Annotated in this window: 34 protein-coding genes; 17 read left to right on the forward strand and 17 right to left on the reverse strand. The window is 64.4% G+C overall.

Annotated elements, in window-relative coordinates; all coding sequences use genetic code 11:
• The first annotated feature begins 80 nt into the window (after positions 1–80).
• Entirely contained in the window at positions 81–1,676 is a 1,596-nt protein-coding gene (locus KBY57_RS00775; protein ID WP_254994248.1) for a glucose-6-phosphate isomerase, read from the forward strand.
• 14 nt (positions 1,677–1,690) lie between these two features.
• Positions 1,691–3,556 carry a DNA helicase RecQ gene (gene recQ, locus KBY57_RS00780; RefSeq protein WP_254993990.1) on the forward strand — a complete coding sequence of 622 codons (1,866 nt, stop codon included), beginning with the start codon at positions 1,691–1,693 and terminating at the stop codon, positions 3,554–3,556.
• Here recQ and KBY57_RS00785 read toward each other — a convergent pair.
• Positions 3,522–3,704, reverse strand: a complete 183-nt coding sequence (locus KBY57_RS00785) for a hypothetical protein (RefSeq protein ID WP_094560321.1) — start codon at positions 3,702–3,704, stop codon at positions 3,522–3,524. The two genes, recQ and KBY57_RS00785, sit on opposite strands and share 35 nt — an antisense overlap.
• A gap of 174 nt (positions 3,705–3,878) precedes the next feature.
• Between KBY57_RS00785 and KBY57_RS00790 the strand changes: the two genes are divergently transcribed.
• Complete coding sequence (locus KBY57_RS00790; protein ID WP_094560323.1) at positions 3,879–4,022, forward strand: high light inducible protein; 144 nt, start codon at positions 3,879–3,881, stop codon at positions 4,020–4,022.
• 37 nt (positions 4,023–4,059) lie between these two features.
• Here KBY57_RS00790 and KBY57_RS00795 read toward each other — a convergent pair whose 3' ends face one another.
• Positions 4,060–4,572, reverse strand: a complete 513-nt coding sequence (locus KBY57_RS00795; protein ID WP_254993992.1) for a TerB family tellurite resistance protein — start codon at positions 4,570–4,572, stop codon at positions 4,060–4,062.
• 74 nt (positions 4,573–4,646) lie between these two features.
• Between KBY57_RS00795 and KBY57_RS00800 the strand changes: the two genes are divergently transcribed.
• Together KBY57_RS00800 and KBY57_RS00805 are read left to right on the forward strand one after the other, a co-directional pair.
• A complete protein-coding gene (locus KBY57_RS00800) occupies positions 4,647–4,904 on the forward strand; it encodes a hypothetical protein (protein WP_254993993.1) in 258 nt (85 codons plus the stop codon).
• A complete protein-coding gene (locus KBY57_RS00805; RefSeq protein WP_254993994.1) occupies positions 4,886–5,101 on the forward strand; it encodes a Nif11-like leader peptide family natural product precursor in 216 nt (71 codons plus the stop codon). The genes KBY57_RS00800 and KBY57_RS00805 overlap by 19 nt, the downstream gene beginning before the upstream one ends.
• A gap of 53 nt (positions 5,102–5,154) precedes the next feature.
• Here the strand turns inward: KBY57_RS00805 and KBY57_RS00810 are convergent, their stop codons facing one another.
• Complete coding sequence (locus KBY57_RS00810) at positions 5,155–5,403, reverse strand: DUF1830 domain-containing protein (RefSeq protein WP_254993995.1); 249 nt, start codon at positions 5,401–5,403, stop codon at positions 5,155–5,157.
• A 179-nt stretch (positions 5,404–5,582) separates the two neighbouring features.
• On the opposite strand from KBY57_RS00810, the gene KBY57_RS00815 reads away from it, so the two are divergent.
• Complete coding sequence (locus tag KBY57_RS00815; RefSeq protein ID WP_254993996.1) at positions 5,583–6,146, forward strand: hypothetical protein; 564 nt, start codon at positions 5,583–5,585, stop codon at positions 6,144–6,146.
• 6 nt (positions 6,147–6,152) lie between these two features.
• Entirely contained in the window at positions 6,153–7,052 is a 900-nt protein-coding gene (locus tag KBY57_RS00820; RefSeq protein ID WP_254993997.1) for a GNAT family N-acetyltransferase, read from the forward strand.
• On the opposite strand, the gene KBY57_RS00825 is transcribed toward KBY57_RS00820, so the two are convergent.
• Positions 7,022–7,366, reverse strand: coding sequence for a hypothetical protein (locus KBY57_RS00825; protein WP_254993998.1), 345 nt, complete (start codon positions 7,364–7,366; stop codon positions 7,022–7,024). The genes KBY57_RS00820 and KBY57_RS00825 overlap by 31 nt on opposite strands.
• 85 nt (positions 7,367–7,451) lie before the next feature.
• Here KBY57_RS00825 and KBY57_RS00830 point away from each other — a divergent pair, with 85 nt between their 5' ends.
• Positions 7,452–7,910 carry a TspO/MBR family protein gene (locus KBY57_RS00830; RefSeq protein WP_254993999.1) on the forward strand — a complete coding sequence of 153 codons (459 nt, stop codon included), beginning with the start codon at positions 7,452–7,454 and terminating at the stop codon, positions 7,908–7,910.
• Here KBY57_RS00830 and KBY57_RS00835 read toward each other — a convergent pair.
• The 5 genes from KBY57_RS00835 to KBY57_RS00855 all read right to left on the reverse strand — a co-directional run bounded on the left by KBY57_RS00835 (position 7,888) and on the right by KBY57_RS00855 (position 11,353).
• Positions 7,888–8,460, reverse strand: coding sequence for a rhomboid family intramembrane serine protease (locus KBY57_RS00835; RefSeq protein WP_233128578.1), 573 nt, complete (start codon positions 8,458–8,460; stop codon positions 7,888–7,890). The two genes, KBY57_RS00830 and KBY57_RS00835, sit on opposite strands and share 23 nt — an antisense overlap.
• Positions 8,457–9,023 carry a hypothetical protein gene (locus KBY57_RS00840; RefSeq protein WP_254994000.1) on the reverse strand — a complete coding sequence of 189 codons (567 nt, stop codon included), beginning with the start codon at positions 9,021–9,023 and terminating at the stop codon, positions 8,457–8,459. The genes KBY57_RS00835 and KBY57_RS00840 overlap by 4 nt, the downstream gene beginning before the upstream one ends.
• Complete coding sequence (locus KBY57_RS00845; protein ID WP_254994001.1) at positions 9,020–9,622, reverse strand: PCC domain-containing protein; 603 nt, start codon at positions 9,620–9,622, stop codon at positions 9,020–9,022. The genes KBY57_RS00840 and KBY57_RS00845 overlap by 4 nt, the downstream gene beginning before the upstream one ends.
• Before the next feature lie 73 nt (positions 9,623–9,695).
• Positions 9,696–10,649, reverse strand: a complete 954-nt coding sequence (locus KBY57_RS00850; protein ID WP_254994002.1) for a D-2-hydroxyacid dehydrogenase — start codon at positions 10,647–10,649, stop codon at positions 9,696–9,698.
• Between the two features lie 68 nt (positions 10,650–10,717).
• Positions 10,718–11,353 (reverse strand): alpha/beta family hydrolase, encoded by a 636-nt coding sequence (locus tag KBY57_RS00855; RefSeq protein ID WP_254994003.1) that lies wholly within the window; start codon positions 11,351–11,353, stop codon positions 10,718–10,720.
• Positions 11,354–11,412: 59 nt separating this feature from the next.
• On the opposite strand from KBY57_RS00855, the gene KBY57_RS00860 reads away from it, so the two are divergent.
• Both KBY57_RS00860 and KBY57_RS00865 read left to right on the forward strand, forming a co-directional pair.
• A complete protein-coding gene (locus KBY57_RS00860) occupies positions 11,413–13,080 on the forward strand; it encodes a protein adenylyltransferase SelO (protein ID WP_254994005.1) in 1,668 nt (555 codons plus the stop codon).
• 293 nt (positions 13,081–13,373) lie between these two features.
• On the forward strand, positions 13,374–13,787 hold the full coding sequence (locus KBY57_RS00865; protein WP_254994006.1) for a tellurite resistance TerB family protein: 414 nt from the start codon (positions 13,374–13,376) through the stop codon (positions 13,785–13,787).
• Positions 13,788–13,790: 3 nt separating this feature from the next.
• Here the strand turns inward: KBY57_RS00865 and KBY57_RS00870 are convergent, their stop codons facing one another.
• From KBY57_RS00870 to KBY57_RS00890, 5 genes are all read right to left on the reverse strand, one after another.
• The gene (locus tag KBY57_RS00870; protein ID WP_254994007.1) at positions 13,791–14,075 is read right to left on the reverse strand and encodes a 2Fe-2S iron-sulfur cluster-binding protein; all 285 of its coding nucleotides are present in this window, start codon (positions 14,073–14,075) and stop codon (positions 13,791–13,793) included.
• 89 nt (positions 14,076–14,164) lie between these two features.
• Positions 14,165–15,124, reverse strand: coding sequence for a transglutaminase family protein (locus tag KBY57_RS00875; protein ID WP_254994008.1), 960 nt, complete (start codon positions 15,122–15,124; stop codon positions 14,165–14,167).
• Between the two features lie 113 nt (positions 15,125–15,237).
• Positions 15,238–15,480: a hypothetical protein gene (locus tag KBY57_RS00880; protein ID WP_254994009.1), complete on the reverse strand. Its 243-nt coding sequence runs from the start codon at positions 15,478–15,480 to the stop codon at positions 15,238–15,240.
• A gap of 413 nt (positions 15,481–15,893) precedes the next feature.
• Positions 15,894–16,028 carry a hypothetical protein gene (locus KBY57_RS00885; protein ID WP_254994010.1) on the reverse strand — a complete coding sequence of 45 codons (135 nt, stop codon included), beginning with the start codon at positions 16,026–16,028 and terminating at the stop codon, positions 15,894–15,896.
• The gene (locus KBY57_RS00890) at positions 16,025–16,198 is read right to left on the reverse strand and encodes a hypothetical protein (RefSeq protein WP_254994011.1); all 174 of its coding nucleotides are present in this window, start codon (positions 16,196–16,198) and stop codon (positions 16,025–16,027) included. The genes KBY57_RS00885 and KBY57_RS00890 overlap by 4 nt, the downstream gene beginning before the upstream one ends.
• 91 nt (positions 16,199–16,289) lie before the next feature.
• On the opposite strand from KBY57_RS00890, the gene KBY57_RS00895 reads away from it, so the two are divergent.
• On the forward strand, positions 16,290–16,604 hold the full coding sequence (locus KBY57_RS00895) for a hypothetical protein (RefSeq protein ID WP_254994268.1): 315 nt from the start codon (positions 16,290–16,292) through the stop codon (positions 16,602–16,604).
• 223 nt (positions 16,605–16,827) lie between these two features.
• Here KBY57_RS00895 and KBY57_RS00900 read toward each other — a convergent pair whose 3' ends face one another.
• The 3 genes from KBY57_RS00900 to KBY57_RS00910 form a co-directional block, all read right to left on the reverse strand.
• Complete coding sequence (locus KBY57_RS00900) at positions 16,828–16,968, reverse strand: hypothetical protein (RefSeq protein ID WP_254994012.1); 141 nt, start codon at positions 16,966–16,968, stop codon at positions 16,828–16,830.
• 124 nt (positions 16,969–17,092) lie between these two features.
• The gene (locus tag KBY57_RS00905) at positions 17,093–17,785 is read right to left on the reverse strand and encodes a hypothetical protein (protein WP_254994013.1); all 693 of its coding nucleotides are present in this window, start codon (positions 17,783–17,785) and stop codon (positions 17,093–17,095) included.
• Between the two features lie 149 nt (positions 17,786–17,934).
• Positions 17,935–18,606: a DoxX family protein gene (locus KBY57_RS00910; protein ID WP_254994014.1), complete on the reverse strand. Its 672-nt coding sequence runs from the start codon at positions 18,604–18,606 to the stop codon at positions 17,935–17,937.
• A 172-nt stretch (positions 18,607–18,778) separates the two neighbouring features.
• Between KBY57_RS00910 and KBY57_RS00915 the strand changes: the two genes are divergently transcribed.
• The 6 genes from KBY57_RS00915 to KBY57_RS00940 all read left to right on the forward strand — a co-directional run bounded on the left by KBY57_RS00915 (position 18,779) and on the right by KBY57_RS00940 (position 21,947).
• Positions 18,779–19,042, forward strand: a complete 264-nt coding sequence (locus KBY57_RS00915; protein WP_254994015.1) for a hypothetical protein — start codon at positions 18,779–18,781, stop codon at positions 19,040–19,042.
• Between the two features lie 164 nt (positions 19,043–19,206).
• Positions 19,207–19,920, forward strand: a complete 714-nt coding sequence (locus KBY57_RS00920; RefSeq protein ID WP_254994016.1) for a lysophospholipid acyltransferase family protein — start codon at positions 19,207–19,209, stop codon at positions 19,918–19,920.
• A gap of 22 nt (positions 19,921–19,942) precedes the next feature.
• Complete coding sequence (locus KBY57_RS00925) at positions 19,943–20,782, forward strand: alpha/beta fold hydrolase (protein WP_254994017.1); 840 nt, start codon at positions 19,943–19,945, stop codon at positions 20,780–20,782.
• 115 nt (positions 20,783–20,897) lie between these two features.
• Entirely contained in the window at positions 20,898–21,080 is a 183-nt protein-coding gene (locus KBY57_RS00930; RefSeq protein ID WP_254994018.1) for a hypothetical protein, read from the forward strand.
• Complete coding sequence (locus KBY57_RS00935; RefSeq protein WP_094561383.1) at positions 21,077–21,670, forward strand: MarC family protein; 594 nt, start codon at positions 21,077–21,079, stop codon at positions 21,668–21,670. Before KBY57_RS00930 ends, KBY57_RS00935 begins: the two co-directional genes overlap by 4 nt.
• 58 nt (positions 21,671–21,728) lie before the next feature.
• Entirely contained in the window at positions 21,729–21,947 is a 219-nt protein-coding gene (locus tag KBY57_RS00940) for a hypothetical protein (protein WP_254994019.1), read from the forward strand.
• Positions 21,948–21,985 lie beyond the last annotated feature (38 nt).

The raw sequence follows: 21,985 nt of genomic DNA on the forward strand, positions 1-21,985 counted from the left end.
CCGGCCCCTGCACCTGCGCTGGTGCTGGGCAGGGTTCAGGCCTAAGTTCTGTCGACGTGAGCGGCCTGAGCCGCAAGCCCATGCTTGCCAATTTCGATGGCTCCAGTGCTGAATCCCAGTGGCAGCGCTTCTGCGAGCTGCTCTGGTACGAGGAGGATCTCGGCATCTGGCTGGATGTGAGCCGCATGGCGATCGGCCAGGGCGACCTCGACGGCCTGGCTCCTCGCTTCGAACAGGCTTTCGCGGCCATGGCAGCCCTCGAGGCCGGGGCGATCGCCAACCCTGATGAACAGCGTCAGGTGGGTCATTACTGGTTGCGCACGCCCAGCCTGGCTCCGGAACCCGCCATTGCCGCCCACATCGACGCGGAGGTGGAACGGATCGCAGCCTTCGGCCAGGCGGTGCTGAACGGCAGCCTCAATGCTCCCAACGGCCAGCCCTTCACCGACGTGCTCTGGATCGGCATCGGTGGTTCTGGGCTGGGACCGCTGTTGATGGTGCGTGCCCTGCAGGACGCGGGTCAGGGGCTCCCCTTCCATTTCTTCGACAACGTCGATCCAAATGGCATGAGCCGCACCCTGGCGGCCCTCGACACTCGGCTGGCCACCACATTGGTGGTGGTGGTGAGCAAGTCGGGCGGCACGCCGGAGCCCCACATCGGCATGGAGCAGGCCCAGGCCCGGTTGGAGGCCCGCGGTGGCCAGTGGTCCGGCCAGGCGGTGGCCGTCACGATGCTGGGCAGCAAGCTTGATCAGCTGGCGGTTGCGGGCCAGTGGCTCCGCCGTTTCGACATGTTCGATTGGGTGGGCGGACGCACCAGCATCACCAGTGCGGTGGGGCTGTTGCCCGCGGCTCTGATCGCTGCCGACATCACCGGTTTTCTGTCTGGGGCCTCCAGGATGGATGCGCTCACCCGGCTGGCCGACCTGCGTCGCAACCCGGCGGCCCTGATGGCGGCCTCCTGGTATGTGGCTGGTCACGGCCGGGGCCAGCGCGACATGGTCGTGCTCCCCTACCGCGATCGCCTGGAGGTGTTCAGCCGCTACCTGCAGCAGCTGGTGATGGAAAGCCTGGGCAAGAAGCACGACCGCAATGGCGAGGTGGTGCACCAGGGCATCGCGGTGTATGGCAACAAGGGCTCCACCGACCAGCACGCCTATGTGCAGCAGTTGCGCGATGGCATCGACAACTTCTTTGTCACCTTCATCGAGGCCCTGGAGGAACCCAGTGATATCCCCCCGATCGGCGATGAGATCCCCGGCGATTTCCTCGATGGCTTCCTGCAGGGCACCCGCTCTGCCCTGATGGAGGGCGGCCGCCAGAGCCTCTCGATCACCCTGCGCCGCTTTGATGCCACCACCCTCGGCGCCCTGATCGCCCTGTTTGAGCGCGCCGTTGGCCTCTATGCCGAACTGGTGAACATCAACGCCTACGACCAGCCCGGCGTCGAGGCCGGCAAGAAGGCGGCTGCCGAGATCCTGGCGTTGCAGGGGCGGCTTGAGGCGCTGCTGGCGGATGGCCAGGAGCGCAGCCTGCAGGAGCTGCAGCAGGCCCTGGGCGCCGAAAGCCCTGAGCCCCTCTTTTGGATCCTGCGCCATCTCTGTGCCAACCCCCGCGGTTATCGGGCCAGCGGTGCGTGGGGACAGCCCGCGGCGATGCGCTTCGCCAAGGCCTGAGCCGGCCCGCCGCGATGCCACCCGCTGCGATGGCGGGCCTGCCCTCTCCCGCGCAGGTGCTGCAGGAGGTGTTCGGCTATGGCGCCTTCCGGGGCCCCCAGCAGGAGATCGTCGAGCACGTGGTGGCGGGCGGCTCGGCGCTGGTGCTGATGCCCACGGGCGGCGGTAAATCGCTCTGCTATCAGATCCCCGCCCTCTGCCGCCCCGGCATCGGCGTGGTGATCTCGCCCCTGATTGCCCTGATGCAGGACCAGGTGGAAGGCTTGCGCCAGGCCGGGGTGCGGGCGGCGGCGCTGCATTCGAGCTGCTCCGCTGAAGAGAGCGCTTCCACCTGGAGCGCTCTGCGCACCGGAGCGCTCGACTTGCTCTACCTCTCCCCCGAGCGTCTGTTGGCCCCGGGCACCCTGGATCGTTTGGCGACCCTGCCGATCGCCCTGTTTGCCATTGATGAGGCCCACTGCGTCTCCCAGTGGGGCCACGATTTCCGCCCCGACTATCTGCAGCTGGCGGTGTTGGCCCAGCGCTTTGGCGATGTGCCGCGGCTGGCCCTCACCGCCACCGCGGATCCCCGCACCCGCGAAGAGATCCGCACCAGGCTGCAACTGGAGCAGGGCCGGGTGTTTCTGGCCAGCTTCGATCGGCCCAACATCCGCTATGTGCTGCGCGACAAGGACGATGCCCGCCGTCAGCTGCTTGAGCTGCTGGCCGACCACCGCGGTGAGGCGGGGATTGTGTATGCCCGCTCCCGCAGCCGGGTGGACCGTTTCAGCCGCGACCTGCAGGCCGCCGGGTACGACGCTGTGGCCTACCACGCCGGTTTGGATGCGGCCCTGCGCAGCGCTGCCCTGGAGCGCTTTCGGCGGGAGAGCGGCGTGGTCGTGGTGGCCACGATCGCTTTCGGCATGGGCATCGACAAGCCCGATGTGCGCTTTGTGGCCCACGTGGATCTGCCCAAGAGCCTGGAGGCCTACTACCAGGAGACGGGCCGGGCAGGCCGCGATGGTCTGCCGGCGCTTGCCTGGATGGTGCACGGAGCCGGGGATGTGCCCCAGCTGCGCCGGTTCATCGACGACTCCGACGCCGAGCCCGTTCAGAAGCGGATTGAGCACGGCAAACTCGATGCCCTGATCACCTTCACGGAGGCCAGCGGCTGCCGCCGTCAGGTGTTGCTGGCCCACTTCGCTGAGGAGCTGGACCAACCCTGCGGCAACTGCGATCTCTGCCTGGAGCCGGACACGGCGGTGGATGTGACCGAGCCGGCCCGCAAAGCCCTTTCAGCGGTGTATCGCTGCGGCAGTCGCTTCGGGGCGGCCCATCTGGTGGATGTGCTGCTGGGGGCGGACACCGCCCGGGTGCGTGAGCTCGGCCACCAGGATCTGAGTGTGTATGGCATCGGCCAGGAACTCGACCGGGGCCAGTGGCGCAGCCTGTTTCGGCAACTGGTCGCCCGCGGCCTGCTGCATGCGGACCCCGAGCGCTATGGCGCCCTGGGGTTTGGCGCTGATGCGCTGGTGAAGCCTCTGCTGCGGGGCGAGCAACAGCTGCTGCTGCGCCTGCCGCCCCCCAAGCGGGAGCGGCGACGCCAGCCGTCTGCTGGCACGGCACCCCTTCCTGCGGAGCTCAGCCCCGACGACGCTCCGTTGCTGCAGGCGCTCAAGGACTGGCGACGGGAGCAGGCCCGTAGCCAGGGGCTGCCGCCCTATGTGGTGTTCCACGACCGCACCCTGGTGGAGGTGGTGGCCCGCCAGCCCAGATCGCTCCAGGCCCTGGCCGAGATCAGCGGCATCGGCCAGGCGAAGCTGGATCGCTACGGGCCGGCGTTGCTGGAGGCGCTGGAGCTGGGCCTCAGGGCCGGGGCAGGCGGCAGCCCAGCTGGATGACGCCCTGGTCGAGCAGGCGACCCAGGCGCAAGGCGGTGGCTTCTTCGACCCGGTTGAAGTCGTCCTGGTGCTGGGTGAGCCAGCTCAGTTCGGCTGGGGCGATGACCCCGGTGCTGAGGGCTTCGAGAAACACGGTTCCAACAGACATGGTGGAGCGGTGCGGCTTCGCAGAAGTTTGCTCCGTTGATCCTGGAGTGACCAGACCTCAGTCTTTCGTAACAGTGCGAACGTGCGGCAGATGCGCCGATTGGCATCCGGAAATACATCCGGGAGCCCCACCCCCCGTTACGTTGACGCGAAGTTTCGTAACAGACTTTCAATCATGACTGATTCCTCCCCCCGCTATGGCTTCGTCGCCTTTGCTGAAACCTGGAATGGCCGCATGGCCATGCTGGGTTTTGTGATCGGCCTCGCGACCGAGCTGCTCACCGGCCAGGGCATCCTCCGCCAAATCGGCCTGGGCTGAGACCAGGTTTCGCACCCCTCGCTCAGAGCCACTGCATCTAGAGCCACTGCATCCCGGGGGTTTCGAGCATCTCATGGCTGGGCCAAGCGCCCAGCCCTGAGAATGCCGCCCCCAGCAGGGCCCAGATCCCTTTGCCGCTCGACAACTCCTGCTCAGCAGCCCACTCCGCTTCCTGAACCTCGGCCTCGGTGAGGCGGAGTCCTTCCACCAGCTGGCGGTAAAGCGCTTTTTCCTTGGGATTGATCGCGGCGCTGTCATCTGGGCGTTGGCTCACCCTGGCCATCATGTAGGCGAGTTTCAGGGCCAGAAGCCGGTCCTCGGCCACGGTCAGCCGCGCCATCAGCTCGTCCAGCAGCGCCCCATCCACGGTCCAGGCTGCCAACAGACGAGCCGCTTCCTCGCTGGCATCGGCGCCGTTTTCAGATGAGAAGTAGCGCGCCACCACCTGTTCGAGCAGGCGTTTTTCCTCTGCCGAGACATCTCCGTCCACCCAGGCCACGCAGCAGACGATCTGAAGCAGATCCAACTGGCGTTCGCGATCGATGGCCATGGCATGGAGACACACAGATCCACCATTGTGAGCAGCGTCGAGCGCTGTCTGCAGCCTGGGGTTTCGTGCGCCGCATGGTGCACCGCAATCACCCCCTGATGGGGGCAGACAGCCTGCTCCGCCGGGATGACGATGGAAGACAGAACGACACACACACCAAAGGAGGGGGCATGACCTGTTTGGGACGCACCTGCCTTAAGTGGCAGGCCGATGGTGAACTGACAGCTTTGGATCGGCAGCTCGTGCTGCAGCGCTTGGTGCTGGTGGATCAGGATGCCACCGATCTGCTGAGCCTCCTCGCCGACGACCTGCCATGTCCCTCGCTGAGTTGAAGGCCTTTCTGGCCAAGGTTCAAGATGACGCGGCCCTGAGAGAGGCGGTCAAAGCCGCTGCAACGGCCGACGACGTGGCCCAGATCGGTGCAGGTCTGGGCTATGAGTTTTCTGGGGACGAATTGCTGCGGATATCGGGCCAGAAGGTGGGCCGGGTCACCGTGACCAAGCAGGACATACCGGGGGAATACAACTGAGGCTTTGGTTCGGTTCCTTTGTTGTTTCCTGGTTCGTTTGAAGTTGGCGTTGCTCAGGCAGCGACGGCTGCTGTATCGGCAGGCTGGTTGACCTGCTGAACCAACGTTCGGGCATCAAAGCGCTCCAGCAATTCCGCCCCCCCGAGACCGTGGGTCCAGAGCTCCACATCGGCATCGCCGGGCGCCTGGAAACACCAGTCTTCAAAGGGAAAAATCACCTTCTCGAGAAAGTAGGCCTCAGCACCGATACAGCGCAGGATCACCAGTTGGGCGCTGCAATTTCGGTAGAGGCAGGTTTCCATGGCCCAGGTGTCCTTCTGAACGACCCGACCCTGCGGCAGTGCGAGCGCAGCTTCTGTGCCGATGCACACCGTTCTGTGGTTTCTTCCCGCCAGGGCCCAATCCATTGGCTAGACATCGCTTAGCGATCGAGATCTCCATGGCCAGGGTTCATCCCACCGCGTCACTGACAGGTCTTGTTTTGGGCCTGCTGACGGCCGCCCCTTGGCTGGACGCGGCCCTGGCGCGCCCGATGCGCGGCGGCGGCCTCGGCGGACCCGCCTCCGGCGCCGGGGTGCGGCCCGGGGCAGGCTTCGGCGCACCCGGAGCTGGGCTGACCCGGGCACCCGGGGTTTCGGCCTGGAATCCGGCCTGGGGGCGGCGGGGCTACTGGCCTGCCCGCACCTGGTCCACCGGCTGGTATCGGCCCTATCCGGCGGCCTGGCCCTGGTGGCGCACCAGTTCAGCGGCCTGGGGTGTCACCAGTCTGGCCACAGCCGCCGTGATCACCAGTGCCGTGGATGCTGCCGCCGACCAGCAGTCCACCGTCATCGTTGTGCCCCAGACCAGCCTGCAGCTCGATTACGGCTCGATTCAGGCTTTGCCCCCCAACGGGGTGCAATTTGCCGTTGCTGCGGCCGGCATGCCTTACGCCACGGTCACGAGCGACTGCAAGCAGGGCCTGATCAACGGCGTCCCGCCCACCACGGCCGACCAGGCGCAGCTGCTCAATGCCAGCTGTCAGATCGCCTACGGCTCGGTCTGAGGGCGGGTGGCCGCTTCACGGCTGCAGATTCGGGCTCTCAACAAGGCGGACCTGCCCCTGGTCACCGCCTGGGCACGGGCTGAACAGTTCGCGCCGGGCCGCGGGGATTTCGCCATCTACCGCCATACCGATCGCCAGGGGTTCTGGGTGGGCTGTCTCGATGGCCGTCCTATCGGTTGCATCGCCGGTGTGCGCTACAACGCTGAATACGGCTTCATCGGCCTGTTTCTGGTGCAGCCCGAGTACCGCGGCCAGGGCTATGGCCGCCAGCTCTGGTGCCATGCCCTGGCGCATCTCGAGGGCATCCCCTGTATCGGCATCGAGGCGGCAACGGATCGCATTGCCGATTACGCCAGCTGGGGCTTTGTGGCGGCTTCTCCGACCCGACGTTGGCAGAGCATCGTGGAGGAGCGAGCACCCGTTGAGGGCAATGCCTCGGGCCAGGCCGCCGCGGCGGAGGGGCTCAGCCTGGTGGAGGGGCCGGCGATTCCGGATGCGGCCGTGCAGGCCTACGACGCGGTGCGGGAGCCCAGCCCACGCCCCCATTTCCTGGCCGACTGGCTGCACCATCCCGCTGGCACGGTGCTGGCGTTGATGGATGCGGCGGGGGCCTGCCATGGCTTCGGGCGGATTCGCCCCTGCCTGCTGCAACGGGGGGAGGGTTGGCGGATTGGCCCCCTGCTGGCCGACACGCCAGCCCTGGCGGCACGCCTGCTGGAGGCCCTGATGGACCGCCATCCCGGTGTGGTGTTGATCGATGCCCCGGGGGCCAATCCCCAGGCTGCTCCGCTCCTGCAGCAGCTTGGCTTCACCGTGGTGGGGGAGAGCCTGCGGATGGTGCGAGGCGTGCTGCCGGCGGTGCCCCTCAACGACGTTTATGGGTTGGCCTGCCTGGAGCTGGGCTGAGCCCGGCGGGCTGCCAGGCCCGCTTCGGTGGCGGTGATGCCCGCCAGCGCCAACAGGCCGGCCAGACCGATCAGCTGGTTGCGCTGCACGAGGTCGGGCATCAGCCCGGGATCCACGTTTTGGCCCAGCAGGGCGCCGGCTACAAACCAGGCCGTGGCCACCGCGGAGGTGATCCAGTAGGCGCGCCAGCGGCGTTGATAGATGTAGCCAGTGCCCAGGCCGGGCACCAGGTTGAGCACCACAGCCACCCAGGGACTGGACGCGGCCAGGATGGTTTCTGGGCTGGGCCGATCGACCTGGCGGGCTGGCTGCATGGCTGTGGCGTGTGGTGCGGTGTGTCCTGGCTTAGCGCAGCGCCGCCGGTGCCGCGCCAGGGTGGGGGTTGACGAGCCGCGCGCCGTGGTGGCTGCCCTGGTGATTCTGCTGGTGATGACGGGGGTGGCCGGAGTGCTGAACCCCAGTCGTCAGGACTTTGCCTGGTTCATTCGGCTACGCCGGCCCCGGTGGTTGGTGTTTGAAGGTTGGATCCCGGTGATCTGGCTGCTGATCTACGCCTGCTTCGCGGCTTCAGCCTGGCTCACCTGGCAGGCCTCCTGGAGCGCACCCTGGATGGTGGCGTATCTGGTGCAGTTGGTGTTGGTGCAGAGCTACACCCTGGCGATCTGCCGCAGCCGCAGCCTGGGTGCGGGCACGGCGATCGGCTTTGCCGGCTGGGTGTGGGGCATTGCCCTCACCCTGGGGGTGTCAACGCTGAGCTCCCTGGCCGCTGGCCTGCTGGTGCCCTATCTGCTCTGGAGTCCGGTGGGCACGTTGGTGACCTGGCAGATGCGGCAGCTCAATCGCGGGCGACGCCCGTAGCCGCGAGCAAGCCGCCGGCGAAACCACTGAGGTGGCCGATCCAGCTGACGCCGGGCGGCGAAAAAATTGGCAGCAGGCTTGGCAGCACCCCGGCGTAGGTGACCAGGGCCAGCACCGACAGGGCCAGCGACAGGGGACGCTTCTCCAGCCAGCCGATCAGCAGCAGGTAACCCAGCAGGCCATACACCACGCCAGAGAGCCCATGGCTGCCGTTGGGCCAGAGCAGCCACACGGGAATGGCGGTGGCGTACACCCCCAGCCAAACGGCCAGGTAATCGCGGCGACCGCGCAGCAGCACCAGCCAGGAGAGGGGCAGAAAGGTGAGGGAGTTGGCCAGCAGGTGGCCGAAACCGCTGTGGCTGAAAGGGGCCGTCAACACCCCCAGAAATGAGCCACCCGGCGTCATCGGCAGATTCCAGCGCCCACCAAACACCAGCTGATCCACCAGTTCCTGCAGCCAGGGGATCAGCAGGATCACCACAGGGATCACCAAGTTGAAACCAGCTCGGGCGATCCAGCGATCCAGGCGTTGGGGCAGGGATTCGCTCACGGAACGGGCACGACGCTGCAGCGCAGCATGGCAAGCGCTTCATCCGGAAGGCCGAGGAAGCGATCCAGCCAGGGGTCTCCGCTGGGTGGCACCGTGGCGACGCCCACCAGCAAGGCCTGGCCATCCGCGTCCAGGGGCTGTCCGCTGGCCCGGTGGCGCAGGCCCTGGGCCGCCGTGCTGCTGAGCACCGTGTCGATCTGCAGAGCGGGGGGCTGGTAGAGGCCAGCGAGGTTGAGGTGAAAGCGAGCGCGAAACCGCAGCTCCAGGCTGGCGCTGGCTGGATCCCAGTGGCCCGCCAGCTCCTCGGGCTCGATGTGGATGGCCAGCCCTGGTGGCAGGGGCAGCCCCAGCACCCGGGTGGTGCGCCAGCAGAGCGGCGGAATCACCAGGCTCGCCGGCGCAAACACCAGCGCCTGCCGGCCGCTGGCATCCGGTGCACCCAGGGTTCCAAGCCCGCCTCCACCACGGGCGTCGTAGCGGAAGCGGGGATAGCCGGCGATCGCCAGGCCGCAGCCCGCCGTGGTGCTCAGCTGCAGCTGGCCGCTGCTCGGCCAGGCGCTCACAGGCTGCGCAGGGCTTCCAGTTCTCCGCGGCTGTGCAGCTCGGCCAGGGCGTCGTAGCCGCCGATCGCCACGCCATCGATGACGATCTGGGGCACGCTGCCTTCGGCAGTGGGCTCGATTTCCAGGAAAGGAATGCCGAGGGTGCGCAACATGCGCAGGGCCCGCCGCGAGAAGGGACAGCCCGGCAACGTGGCGATCTCAACCCGCGGTTCGGCGATTAACCCGGTGTCGGCGCGCGCCTGGCTGGCGGGCTGGCCTGGTTGCTGGGCCGGCTCGGTGAGGAACCCCACCAGCAGGTCGGCGCCGCGCAGCACCAGGGTGCCGTGCTCGAGATGGCCCCCCCACACCTGGCATTCGGCATCGGAGAAGCTCAGGTGCAGGTGCACGCCATCTGGCGAGAGGGTGCCCTGCAAGGTGATGATTTCGAGTTCGCCCTGGAGCACGGTGGGGGCGGTTTTGCCGGGGCAGGCGAAGGCCGCCTGGGAGAGGTTGCCGACCACACTCAGCACAAAGCCACCGGCCTGATGCTGCTGGGCCAGCTGCTCGAGGCTGCGGCGCACGTCGCTGCCGGCCTCAAGGTGGAGCGGCACGGCATGCATGGTGCGAGCGGATCGGGAGTGGGGGCAGATTACGCCGGTTGCATGCTGGTGCCGTTGCAGAGGAGGGTTGGCATCAGGTCACCACGTGTTGCGGCGCGCCGGTGAGGAACGCGGCAATGTTGGCCGCCGAGATCGAGATCAGCCTGCGGCGGGCGGCCTGGGTGGCCCAGGCGATGTGGGGGGTGATCACGCAATGCTTTGCTGTGAGCAGCGGATTGTCGGCTGGAGGAGGTTCCACGGAGAGCACGTCGAGGCCGGCACCGGCAAGGTGGCCGGCGTTGAGGGCAGCCGCCAGATCTGCTTCCTGCACCAGGCCACCCCGGGCTGTGTTGATCAGATAGGCCGTCGGCTTCATCTGGGCAAGCCGGGTGGCGTTCACCAGATGCGCGGTGTCGGCGGTGAGCGAACAGTGCAGGCTCACCACATCACTCTCGCCAAACAGCCGATCGAGGTCGACGAAGGCGCCGCCCTCCTCGATAGCGCCCGCGCCACTGCGCCGGTTGGCAAGGATGGGCATCCCGAAGGCCCGGCCCACGCGGGCCACCGCCGCGCCGATCTCGCCGAAGCCCACGATGCCCAGGGTGAGGCCGGCGAGCTCCTGCAAGGTGCCATCCCAGTAGCAGAACTGCTCACTGGCACTCCAGCGCCCTTCGTGCACCGTGCGGTTGTGGTGGCCGGTGCGGTTGGTGAGTTCCAGCAGCAGGGCGAACACGGCCTGCGCCACCCCAGGCGTGCTGTAGGCCGGCACATTGCACACGGTGATGCCGTGATCTTTGGCTGCTGCTACGTCAACCACGTTGAAGCCCGTGCCCAGCACGCTGATCAGCTTGAGATGGGGCAGCGCGGCGAGCACATCCGCCGGCAGCGGGGTTTTGTTGGTGAGCACGATCTCGGCAGCGCCGATGCGGGAGATCACCGCCTCCGCCTCCGTGCGGTCAAACACGGTGCATGGGCCGAGGGCCTCGAGTTCAGCCCAGCTCAGATCACCGGGGTTGGCCGTGTAGCCATCGAGGATCACGATCTGCATGGTGGGGCGGAGGCTGGGGTTGCGGTCGCGATCCGCACAGCTCTTGATAGGCCGTTTGGTGACGGCTGTCAGTTCCGCGCCAGCACCTGTTGGCCAAAGCGATCCGCCAATGCCACCGCGGCAGCCCAGTTGCCGTCTTCGGTGAGGCCTGAGCTGCGGGTTGGCTTGAAGCTGTGGTCGCCGGCGGCGATCCACTGCACCGCGATGGCGTCTGAGAGGGCATAGCCCTCCACCTCCGCCCGTTTGCCGAAGCTGTCGCGCTCGCCCTGCAGGATCAGGGTGGGGGTGGTGAGCCTCTCCAGGTGCTCGGTGCGGAGCTGCTCGGGTTTGCCGGGCGGATGGAAGGGGTAGCCGAAGCAAAGGCACCCGCCCACGCCGACTCCTGCAGCCAGTTCATCCACCAGCAGGCTCGCCACGCGACCGCCGAGCGACTTGCCACCGATGAACAGGGGCCGGTGGGTCTCCTGCGCCACTTGCCAGCGGAAGGCCTCGAGCAGTTTGGGGAGCCGATCGGGGGCGCGCCGCTGGCCGCTCAGGCGGCTCTGGGCCATGTAAGGAAACTCGAAGCGCACCACCCGCCAGCCTCGCTCGGCCAGCCCGGTGGCGATGGCGGCCATGAAGGGGCTGTCCATCGGCGCTCCGGCGCCGTGGGCGAGCAGCAGGCTGGCCGGGGCGTCGGCCGGTCCATCAATGAGTCGTTCCATAGGGATGATGACATCAGCGACCGGGCCCGGCCCCGGCAAGCCCAGAACCTGAGAGCCCCGTGCCGACCACTACCTTCGCTGAGTTCACGCAACGGGTCGACTATTCGCTGCTGGATTCCCTGCAGGCGGATCCCCAGGCGAGCGTCGATGGCCAGGATCACCGCCCCCGCCAGGTGTTCTCGGGTCATTACGTGCCGGTGAAGCCCACGCCGCTACCAGAGCCGGAGTATGTGGCGCACAGCCAAGCCTTGTTCGATGAACTGGGCCTGAGCGAGTCGCTGGCTCACGACGAGGCGTTCCGCCGGCTGTTTTCCGGCGATATAAGCGTGGCCACAGGGGCGATGCGCCCTTATGGCTGGGCCACCGGCTATGCCCTGTCGATCTACGGCAGCGAGTACATCCAGCAGTGCCCGTTCGGCACCGGCAACGGCTACGGCGATGGCCGGGCCATTTCCGTGTTTGAAGGCCTGTTCAACGGCAAGCGCTGGGAACTTCAACTCAAGGGCGGTGGCCCAACGCCCTACTGCCGCGGCGCCGATGGACGGGCGGTGCTGCGCTCCAGCGTGCGCGAGTTTCTGGCCCAGGAATTTATGCATGCCCTGGGGGTTCCCACCTCCCGCTCGCTGACGCTCTATGCATCGAGGGCCGAAACGGTGCGGCGGCCCTGGTATGCGCCGAACTCCACCTCGTTCGATCCCGACATCCTGGTGGACAACCCCGTGGCGATCACCACCCGGGTGGCGCCCTCGTTTCTGCGGGTGGGCCAGCTCGAGCTGTTTGCCCGGCGCGCCCGCAGGGATGCCCATCCGGATGCCCTGAATGAGCTGCGGATGATCGTGGCGCATCTGATCGAGCGCAACTACCGGCCGGAGATCGATCCGAGCCTGGAGTTCAGGGATCAGGTGGTGGAGCTGGCCGGCTTGTTTCGCACCCGGCTGATCGCTCTGGTGGCCAACTGGATCCGGGTTGGCTACTGCCAGGGCAATTTCAACAGCGACAACTGCGCCGCCGGTGGCTACACCCTCGACTACGGCCCGTTTGGCTTCTGCGAACTGTTTGACCCCCGTTTCCAACCCTGGACTGGTGGCGGCGAGCATTTCTGCTTCTTCAACCAGCCGGTGGCCGCCGAAGCCAACTTCCAGATGTTCTGGGCCGCCATCCGGCTGCTGCTCGCAGACCACGCGGAGGCCCTGGAGCGGCTGGATGCGATCCGCGACGGCTTCGCCGCAGCGATGCATCAGGAGCTCGAGGTGATGTGGGCCAGGAAGCTGGGCTTGAGCAGCCCCGATGCCGCGCTGGTGAACGAGCTGCTTGAGCTGATGGTGGCCTCCAAGGCGGACTACACGATCTTCTTTCGGCGGCTCTCCGAGATTCCCGAGCAGCTCTCAGCCCTACAAGCGAGCTTCTACCTGCCCAGCTCCGAGGAGCTCAAGGCGCAGTGGGAGAGCTGGTTGCAACGGTGGCGGCATCAACTCAACGCCAACCTCAGTGAAACCTCCGCAGCCATGAAACGGGTCAACCCCGCGATCACCTGGCGCGAGTGGCTGGTGGCGCCGGCTTATCAACAGGCTGAGCTGGGAAACACCACCCTGATCCAGGAGTTGCAGGCTGTGTTTAGCCATCCCTACGACGCGCTATCAGCCGAACTGGCGCCCACCTACGACCGGCTGAAGCCCAGGGAGTTCTTCAACGCCGGTGGCGTGTCGCACTACAGCTGTTCGTCCTAGGCCGATCGGCAACGGCGCAGGCCCCGGCCCTCAGGATGGAGGGCGCCATGGCGGCTGAACCCGGAATCAGCAAAGCAATTCACTGCAGTTGCGGACTTGGTCCCCGTGCTGTGTGTTAAGTCACAGCTAGCTGATTCGTCATTTTTTCTTTTTAAATACGTGACGTTTCAAGAACCTGTCGCACAGGCCACAGCAGCCAGGCGAGTGGAAGCAGTGCAGTGAATGACTGTCACCGATTTCATGTGGCTGCTTCTCCGCAACTGGTGACTTCTCAACGTCTGCAGACCTCAACAATGACAACCTCCTTCAGTGCCGCGGATGGGTTTGCGGCGGTGGCTTTGGCAGCGCTCTGCTGGGATGGCGTGATGAGCGCGGCGGGGGCCCGCTCCCTTCGCCACGCTTTGGATTACCGCCTACCTTTCCGCGACTACAGCGATGGGGAGATGGCGCAATTGCTGGATGGCCTGTTGGGGCAATTGCGCACACAGGGAGCCCAGCATCTGATGGTGGAAGCGGCAGCAGCGCTCACTCCCCGCCAGCGCGGCACCGCCTTTGCCGTGGCGGCCGAAATCATGCGCTCCGATGGTGAGCTGCAGGTGGATGAGCGCAACATCCTCAATAATCTTGCCGCTGTTCTGAATCTGGAGGAGTCGCTCACAGACGACATCCTCCAGGTGATGGATGTGCTGCATGGCAGCCTGGAATGAGCACTACGCCAGGTCTTCCTCTGCGTTGGCGCGAATCGTGCAATCGCTCAGCGGGTAGCTGACGCAGAGGAGTGCAAACCCCTTCTCGATCTGGTCGTCGTCCAGATAGGACTGATCGGATTGATCAACCTTGCCCGCGATGAGCTGGCCGGCACAGGTGCTGCAGGCGCCTGCCCGGCAGGAATAGGGGAGATCAATGCCCTGCTCTTCGGCGGCATCGAGGATGTAAGCGTCGTCTGGACAGGGAAAGGATTCACCGCTGTCAAGCGTGATGGTGAACGTGGGCATGGCGATCAAAGACGGTGTCTCAAGCGTGGGCTCCCTGGATCGCCATGGGCTGTGCTGAGCACTACCACTTGGCGTGAGTCTGCATCTGTTCAGCACGACACAACTGACGGCTGCTCACCGCTGAGCCACAGCTCCTCCGGAGGCAGCTGGAGTTGCTGGTTGCGATCGAGGCCCTGCAGCTCATCCAGGCTTGTGGCCGTGCGCACCTCCACGGTGTAGCGCATCAACGAGCCAACGCCGGTGCCGCGGTAGCTGCCGCTGACGGCAGCAGCCAGGTGGTGATCTGGGGCAGCGGTGAGCACCACGTGTCCGTCCGCCACGGCCAAACCAAGGCTGGGGTCATAGCCCCGCCAACCCGCACCGGGCAGGTAAACCTCCGCCCAGGCATGCAGTTCATGCTCGCTCACCTCCGCGGGGTGGTGCATCGAATAGCCGCTGACGAATCGAGCGGCAAGCCCCACACTGCGACAGGCCGCAACGAACAGCATGGCGGTGTCACGGCAGGCGCCGGTCCCCGTCGCGAGCGTGTCAGCAGGGGCCATCGGTTCACCGTCGGGCCGTCCCACGTGTTGAAAGCCACGGTGGATCGTGTCGGCCAGATGCATCAGGAACTCGGTGGTTGCGCCATCCACCTCTGAGGCCAGTGCCGCTGCCCACTGCTGCACCGGATTGGCTACAGGCTGGCTAATCGCCAGACAGGCAAGGAGGGATCGCGCCTCGGCAGGCGGATAGGCAGCTGGCAGAACCAACGCCGGCGGATGGGTCACGATCCAATCGAAGGGGTTCGCGCGCGTGGTGCGCACCACCATCTCCACCTCGATGTTGAGCTCGTGCTGCAAGGGGTCAAACCAAAGCACAAGGGCTTCACCACCATCTGCCTCCAGCACGCGGCAGCTGCCGCTTGGTTGGGGCTGCACCTTCAGCTCGTGATGCAGGAGCTGCTGGGCTGGGTCGTAACGGGGAGCTAAGCGAAGTGTGGTGGGCTCAAGAAATACGGGTTGCGCATAGACGTAGCGCAGAGCATGGCGAATATGAAAAAGCATGGCCATCAGAGCCTATATCGGTGTAGCCGGGCAACTCACACTTCAAACATGATGTCCATCGAGTGAATGGATCTAGGAATTGTCATTGTGGAGCTTCACTGTGCTTGGCTTGAACGCTTTTATTTAAGATCCCAAACCCGCTGCCAGCCGTAAGAACCGAGGTATCCTGAAAATGATTGGGCTTCTGCAATCGAGCTGAGGGAGATGCTTTCAACTGCCTTGCGCTCTCCGTTCTGTTGGGGCACTTCGTGAATTGCCTTGTATTCACGGCTCGCGAATTGGTAAATAATCCACTCTCCCCTGTAGGGTGTCGAGCTGTGTTTTAAGGTTGCAATCTTGGGAGGCAGATAAACTGAGTTCATCTATGGAGCTGCAGAAGGTGTCTTGAGGAATGGCCTGTAGTCATTGCTTGTCCTGTGGCAAAGGCCTTGAAAAGAGATTCGAACAGGCACGAGTCTCGTCCGGTTGGCCAAGGAGTGACCGGCGGATGCCCGAGGCTTGGAGATCGTTTAAATTTGATGATGTAACGAGTTCCTGGTGCCTGTCTGTATCCAAAGGCACTGGCTTTGACTCTCTTAATGATGCATTGCTGCTTGGCAATGGCAGAGCAGCGCCAATCTGCAATGAAAAAGTAATCAGTCGAGTTTTGACTTGATCGGATTGAATGCCGTTTTGAGACAAGTGCCGACGATCAGGATTTCATAAAGAAGATCATGAAAAAGATGAGAAGCCCCTCGTAAATGCGTAGGAATGAACTGTTCTTTGTGTCGAATGCTTAGCCGTCAAACACCGCATCGATGCCGCCACCGGGCTCGGTGCTGCCGCTCACCACCACCGAGGCGTAGCGGCTGGTCCACTGCAGGGAGTTGACGCCGCCCGCTCCATTGAGCTGCTCGCCGCGGGGGATCACATAAAAGTGTGAGTTGAAGCAATAGGCCAGTCCATCGAACGGCCGGTGATCACCTGCTGATCAGGGCCAGTCCAGGTCACGCGGGAGCAGGCCAGGGCCGCCGGGACGGCAACGGCAACGCTGAGGGCAGCGGTGGCGGCGGCTGCCGTCAGGCGGTGGCGAAGGGGCATCGGGCTATGCATCGCTTCCTTGAATCTTGGCCACTGCCCTGGGCTCTGCCAACTGTCCCCGAAGCTCCTGTAAACAACAAAGCCCGGAACGGTGGCCCCGACCCGTGAGCAGATCCTTGCCGCTTTCGCCGGTTGGGTGGCGATTGTGCTGAACGTGTTGGCGGGCCTGCTGGCCTTGGCCGGCGTCACCGCCAGTGAGGCCAGCCTGGCTGTGAAAAAGGTGCGTCAGGGCGGCTGCCCCGATTCAGCACGCCAAATCTCCACCTTGCTCCTGCCTGGGGCCGGAGGCAATGCGTGTAAAGGCCGATTGTGCGGGCAGGCAGGCGGCGCCAGTCTGTGTTCAGAAACCAAGGAGGCGCCCAGGATGGACGACACGCCACCCCGCCAGTTATCAGAAGCACGCTGACTGCAGGCCCCTGCTCCAACAGTCTTCACCCAATCGTGGGCGGGTCGTTCAACTGAATGACACTCCAACTGCACCGCTTTAGGTGCCCTCCGGAGAACCAACAGCCCCACACCTGGAATGTTCGGCCCCAGGTGCCAACGCCAGCAGCTTCGCCAGCCCATTCCACGCTCCAGCGTGTGATGACACGACGACCCCCGGGGCCTACCTCGGGGGTTTTGTTTTGTCAGCCCAACAATCCCTGCTCAGGAACCAAGCGCGCCGCTTCCTGCACCGCCTGGATGCAGCGCTGGGCGCGGCGTTTGGCATCGACTTGGCCCTGAGCCCGCAACAGGTAGGCCTCCATCGCCTCCGGCGTTTCGATCAAGGCCAGCAGACCGGCGGTTCTCGCGCTCAGGGAGCCATCAGCCAGCAGCCCGCACTGATCTGCAGCAGCACCTCCACCTCGGCCAGACCGGTCTTTACCGCCATGGAGTGGAGCGGCGCCATCATCAGGCCGCCCAGGGCGGAGCTGGGAAGACCGTCAGACAGTCCTCCACCACAAGGGTGTGGTCAGCCTGGCTGTCAACGCGAAAGCGTCCCCAGGTTGCCATCGGTTCAGTGCTGATCACTCGAAGCGGCCAGTCGAGGCGTTGACCGCCGTAGGTGAGCCCCACACAGGTGAGGCTGGCATCGTCGCCCAGCAGGCTCCAGAGCACGGAGAGTCTGCTGCGCTCGTAAGGCGCCGAAGCCAACTCCTCGGGGCAATCAGCGATCGAACCCGGCTGCAGGCTGAGGCGAAGGTCGCGCTCCCAGCTCAGAAAAGTGCCGTCGTGCGTGGGATAAAACCAGCAGGTGGCATTGCTCAGCTCGCTCAACGCCACGCGATCGAGGCACTGCAGGCTTGTGGGTTCCTCTGGTTCACCTTGGTAGACACCGAGCCAGTGGTGCTGTGGCTCGATCCGCAGGATCAGGGCATCACACAGCATCTCGGTGCCATCGCTGCTGCGGCGCAGCTCACCAGTGAGGTGGCCATCGACAGGAAGCCCGCCCAGGTCGGGGTGATCGGCGCCCCGATTGAAGATCCGCAAGGAGAAACCGGAGGAGGGTCCTAAAGCCTGCGCCACCTGGAGATCCTCCAGTGAGGTGTTGGCTTCTGGCAGCAGCGTGGCCGGGGCTACCACGAAGATCAGCGGTGGGGTCATGGCGACAGAAGGTATTCAAGGCATTGGCCTTGGAGGGAGGCTCGATTACGGCGAGGATCCCTCCCTCACTCTGATTGGCGCCACTGGATTCTGGGGGTCCAAGTCGGTGGCCCCTTAGCGAGGGAGCACCGGCGCCAGCGCTGGTTGGCTCAACCCCGGAACCCTGAGTTCACGCTGATGGGGATGGCGCGCAGCTCGCCGGCTTCCGCTGAAGAGACACCAGCATCAGAGGCAGCGGATTCACTGAGGTCATCGAGCAACACAGGGATGATGCCAGTATCAAAGGAGAAGCGGCCGGGGCCGTTAAACAACAGGGCGAGGCTGCCGCCCAGATAGAGCAGCACCAGCTCCAGCACATAGATGTTGAAGCCGGCGGTGGAGATGTGCTGATAGGCCGCCACCGTCATCGTGCCGCTGAGGGCCAGGGCACCCACGGGCGTGAGCAGGCCAAGGATCACAAGCCAACTGCCGATCAGCTCCGAGAAGCCGGCGGCGTACGCGAAGAACAGCGGGAAGGGCAGGTGCAGGGATGCCACATAGGTGTTGGCGAACTGCTGGGGATCGGCGAGCTTCTCCTGGCCGTGGTGAATCATCAGCCCGCCGATGCTCAGGCGCAGTAGCAGCAGACCGACGGAAGCAAGCAAACCTGGGCGCTGCAGGTAGGCGCGGACGGCAGGCGCCACTGCTGCGAGCCCAGCCAGAGGTGCAGACCTAGGGGCGGGAATGTCAATCGCGACGAACCTGTTCATCGAGATGAACCAAAGGGCGATACAGGCGGCCATGAAGGCGCCGAACAGTTCGAGCAGGGTGGACGTGGACACGGGGTGAAGGGGTCGTTTAAGAAATCATGGCAAGCTCCATTAAGGAACGTGAAGCGCTGTGGGCATCCGTCCCACCGCTGTCATGGCGGGGCTTCCAGGCAGCGGCTCGAAGCCACAGGCCTCGCGAAAACCCACTCCGACCGCCAGTATGTAACAAGTTTGTTACAAGCCGATGACCGCCGGCGAGCTGTTCCTTGAGAGTCTGAGCTCTGGGGTGATCACCCAGGCCGAGATCGACTGGCTGCTGAGCAAGCAAGACCGCCTCACCAGGGCTGAGCAGGCGGCGATGCAACGGCTGGGCCGCCTGCTCGATCAGGGGCAGATCCAGCTGGGCTGCCGGGTCGCACCGCATCTGCAGCGGCACCGCCAGGAGCTGAACGAGTGGATCGAACCGCTGGGACGGCGGCGCAGATCCTCCCTGGCCCGCACCGCCTAAAGCAAAACGGCACGACAGTGCGGTGATCCGCCAGGCTTGACGCTCGCACCGTTTCATCTCTTGATTCAAAACTATTTGATGTAGGAGACCCTGCAGCCCCGGAAAAAAGAGGAACACGGCAAACACACTCCGATCGCATCACCGAGAGTGGCAAGACAGCAAGCATGAATCGCACCATCCCTTTGCAACTGTCTCGCAGCCTGCTTGATGCCGCTGGAGTTTCAGCGTCATTCCATCATCTTGAAAGAATACCCATCAGAAATAGATTGCTTATTGTTAGCAACCATCGCAGCCTGCTTGATGCTCCCCTGCTGATGAAGGCGATCAGCCGCCCCGTGCGATTCGCCTGTCACTATTACATGAGTCAAGTGCCGCTACTGCAGCAGGCAATTGCGCTGATGGGCGCCTTTCCGCTCGAGGCTGATCACCGAAGGCAGTCGTCGTTCTTCCGGCAGTCGGCCAAATTTCTGCAAGCCAATCAGGTGGTTGGCGTGTTTCCTGAGGGTGCGGCTCCGATGGTGAAGGTCAATGCCCCCCAGCAGCTCAGCCCGTTCTACAGGGGCTTTGCCCATCTTGCCCTGAGGGTGCCGGTGGATGGCCTAGCGATCCTGCCGATTGCCATTGCTTCAAGGGAGGAAAAGCAGGGAAGGCTTGCTCCGCTTGCCTTGTTTCGGCGCTTCGATCCGTCGGAAGCATTGTTTCAATGCGATGGCTGGCACTCTGCAATTCTTTATCGGCATGTTGATGTTCTCTTTGGCCATCCTCTGCTGATCGATGAGGGTTGGAAATCTCAGTATCGAGGCAGCAATGGAGCTGCTCTAGCCCGAGAACTCACCCATGCCTGTTGGAGCCAGATTGCCGAAATGTTGGCCCGATGATGCTGATGAGCACTTCTAGATCATGATCACCACCCCCAAGTCTCTGCGGCTCATCGCTTGCACACCTGCAACACCGTCTCGGCCGCTGTTTGTCTTTTTGCCGGGCATGGACGGCAGTGGTGCGTTGCTTCAACCACAGGTTGCTGGACTCAGCAGTGGCTTTGACATTCGCTGCTTGTCCATTCCCCCAGACGACCTCAACGGTTGGGACGAGTTGACCGAGCAGGTCGCCGCTCTAATCCAGATTGAGCAGCAACGGCATCCTGGACGAATGACTACCGTTTGTGGTGAATCGTTTGGTGGTTGTTTGGCCTTGAAATTGTTCACACGCTTTCCGAAGCTGTGTGATCAACTGATTCTGGTCAATCCCGCCTCATCAGCGCAGCGTCAACCCTGGATCGGTGCCTGTAGCTCTTTGACTCAGCTGCTGCCGGCACCGATTTACCAGCTCTCCACCTTCAGCCTGTGCAATCTGCTGATTGAATCCCATCGGGTCAGCAGGTCAACACGGCAGCAGCTGCTGACTGCCATGCAGGCTGTGAGGCCTCAAAGCGCTGCCTGGAGATTGGCATTGCTTAGGCAATTCCGCCTGGAGGATCTTTCCCTTGATCGCGTTCATCAGCCTGTTTTAATCCTGGCCTCAGAAGTCGATCGACTCCTGCCTTCCCAAAGTGAAGCGAAGCGATTGTCACGCTTTCTTCCAAACACCACAATCGTTCACCTTCCGGATAGTGGGCATGCCTGCCTTCTGGAGGATCAACTCAATTTGTCTGCCATCCTCAAGTCGCAGGGTGTTTGTCCTGACCTATCGCTGTCCACGTTGCCGGTGAACGCGCCAACCCAAGCGGCTGCAGCTCTCTAGTAGCCCCCTGGGTGTGGGTGAAGCCTGCGACACCAGTGGAGGGAACCGTGCGGGAAACCGGCCGCGCATCGCATGCCCACCGCTTAACGTTTCGTAATACTGTCTAAGATGTGCGATGGATTCAGATCTCAGCCGCCAGTTCGTTGTTGAAACCCAGGCCAGAGCCATCGATGCCTGCAACGACGTGGCAGAGCTCCGGCGCATCGCAAAAACACTGCTGACGGCCTGGCATCTGCAGACCGATATGACGCGGCGCTTTGGCGCCCAAGCGCTGGGCATCACTCCGCCATCGCCATGAGCCTGTCCACTCTGGCGGTAGGTCTGCTGGCCCTAAGTGACCCGGTGGGGTTGCTCAGCGTCGTGGGCCAGGCCGGTGCCGGGAGCGGTTCCCGTCTGCAGCGGATCAGTCGACTGGCGGTGCTCACTTACCTGGCTGTGTTGCTGGTGGCCTGCTGGTGGGGATCGGGCCTGCTTGGGCTATTTGGGATCAGCCTGCAGGCTTTCAGGGTTGCTGGTGGCCTGATCCTGCTGCCTTTGGGGCTGAGGTTGCTGGAGGGGCGGCCGGCGCTGCTGGGAAGTGCCTTGGCGGATGATCCGGCAGCGGCGATTGTGCCGATCGGGGTGCCGTTGATGGCAGGTCCCGGCACGATCTCACTGGTGGTTGCGGAAGCTCCCGACGCCTGGACCGGGCGACTGCTGGTGAGCCTGGTGATCTGCGCCATGGCTATGGGGCTCTACCTGTTCCTGCAGCTCACGCCGCGGCTGCGGGGCTGGCTTGGTCAGACCCGCGAACGGGTGCTGCAGCGCTTGATGGGTCTCTTGATCACTGCGGTGGCGGTGCAGATTCTGGTGAACGGGCTGAAGGGCTGTTTCCCTATCCTTGCTTGAGAGGGGCTCGGAAGGACTGAGAATGAGAGTGGCCAGTTCCTGATCTCTCCTCAACACCATGCCTGCTGAAGTGGTGATCGAGGGAACAACGCTGCGATTGGCAAGACCCAGCGATGTCGCCGTTGCCCGGCGTGTTGCGGCCCATTTCCAGCGCCGCATCGCTGAGGACGACTGGCGGCCCTACCGGAGCAGAGCGGATGCGGTGCGGGCCTGGACCCGGCTGGGGGGCATCCGCCTCCAGGTGATGCAGGCGCTGAGTCTGCTGAGCGAGTCGTGAACGTTCGCTGCATCGCAGACACCAGCCGCACCCGATCT

The organism is Cyanobium sp. Aljojuca 7D2 (assembly GCF_024346415.1).
Classification (GTDB): domain Bacteria; phylum Cyanobacteriota; class Cyanobacteriia; order PCC-6307; family Cyanobiaceae; genus Cyanobium_A.

Coding starts and splice junctions, on each gene's coding strand:
- KBY57_RS00915 (WP_254994015.1), top strand. CDS start 18,779: ATGACCGCCGGCGAGCTGTTCCTTGAGAGTCTGAGCTCTGGGGTGATC.
- KBY57_RS00875 (WP_254994008.1), bottom strand. CDS start 15,124: ATGGCCATGCTTTTTCATATTCGCCATGCTCTGCGCTACGTCTATGCG.
- KBY57_RS00775 (WP_254994248.1), top strand. CDS start 81: ATGCTTGCCAATTTCGATGGCTCCAGTGCTGAATCCCAGTGGCAGCGC.
- KBY57_RS00800 (WP_254993993.1), top strand. CDS start 4,647: ATGGTGCACCGCAATCACCCCCTGATGGGGGCAGACAGCCTGCTCCGC.
- KBY57_RS00855 (WP_254994003.1), bottom strand. CDS start 11,353: ATGGAACGACTCATTGATGGACCGGCCGACGCCCCGGCCAGCCTGCTG.
- KBY57_RS00805 (WP_254993994.1), top strand. CDS start 4,886: ATGTCCCTCGCTGAGTTGAAGGCCTTTCTGGCCAAGGTTCAAGATGAC.
- KBY57_RS00925 (WP_254994017.1), top strand. CDS start 19,943: ATGATCACCACCCCCAAGTCTCTGCGGCTCATCGCTTGCACACCTGCA.
- KBY57_RS00785 (WP_094560321.1), bottom strand. CDS start 3,704: ATGTCTGTTGGAACCGTGTTTCTCGAAGCCCTCAGCACCGGGGTCATC.
- KBY57_RS00810 (WP_254993995.1), bottom strand. CDS start 5,403: ATGGAAACCTGCCTCTACCGAAATTGCAGCGCCCAACTGGTGATCCTG.
- KBY57_RS00940 (WP_254994019.1), top strand. CDS start 21,729: ATGCCTGCTGAAGTGGTGATCGAGGGAACAACGCTGCGATTGGCAAGA.
- KBY57_RS00930 (WP_254994018.1), top strand. CDS start 20,898: ATGGATTCAGATCTCAGCCGCCAGTTCGTTGTTGAAACCCAGGCCAGA.
- KBY57_RS00905 (WP_254994013.1), bottom strand. CDS start 17,785: ATGACCCCACCGCTGATCTTCGTGGTAGCCCCGGCCACGCTGCTGCCA.
- KBY57_RS00920 (WP_254994016.1), top strand. CDS start 19,207: ATGAATCGCACCATCCCTTTGCAACTGTCTCGCAGCCTGCTTGATGCC.
- KBY57_RS00880 (WP_254994009.1), bottom strand. CDS start 15,480: ATGAACTCAGTTTATCTGCCTCCCAAGATTGCAACCTTAAAACACAGC.
- KBY57_RS00865 (WP_254994006.1), top strand. CDS start 13,374: ATGACAACCTCCTTCAGTGCCGCGGATGGGTTTGCGGCGGTGGCTTTG.
- KBY57_RS00825 (WP_254993998.1), bottom strand. CDS start 7,366: ATGCAGCCAGCCCGCCAGGTCGATCGGCCCAGCCCAGAAACCATCCTG.
- KBY57_RS00870 (WP_254994007.1), bottom strand. CDS start 14,075: ATGCCCACGTTCACCATCACGCTTGACAGCGGTGAATCCTTTCCCTGT.
- KBY57_RS00845 (WP_254994001.1), bottom strand. CDS start 9,622: ATGCATGCCGTGCCGCTCCACCTTGAGGCCGGCAGCGACGTGCGCCGC.
- recQ (WP_254993990.1), top strand. CDS start 1,691: ATGCCACCCGCTGCGATGGCGGGCCTGCCCTCTCCCGCGCAGGTGCTG.
- KBY57_RS00795 (WP_254993992.1), bottom strand. CDS start 4,572: ATGGCCATCGATCGCGAACGCCAGTTGGATCTGCTTCAGATCGTCTGC.
- KBY57_RS00935 (WP_094561383.1), top strand. CDS start 21,077: ATGAGCCTGTCCACTCTGGCGGTAGGTCTGCTGGCCCTAAGTGACCCG.
- KBY57_RS00790 (WP_094560323.1), top strand. CDS start 3,879: ATGACTGATTCCTCCCCCCGCTATGGCTTCGTCGCCTTTGCTGAAACC.
- KBY57_RS00850 (WP_254994002.1), bottom strand. CDS start 10,649: ATGCAGATCGTGATCCTCGATGGCTACACGGCCAACCCCGGTGATCTG.
- KBY57_RS00890 (WP_254994011.1), bottom strand. CDS start 16,198: ATGCCCCTTCGCCACCGCCTGACGGCAGCCGCCGCCACCGCTGCCCTC.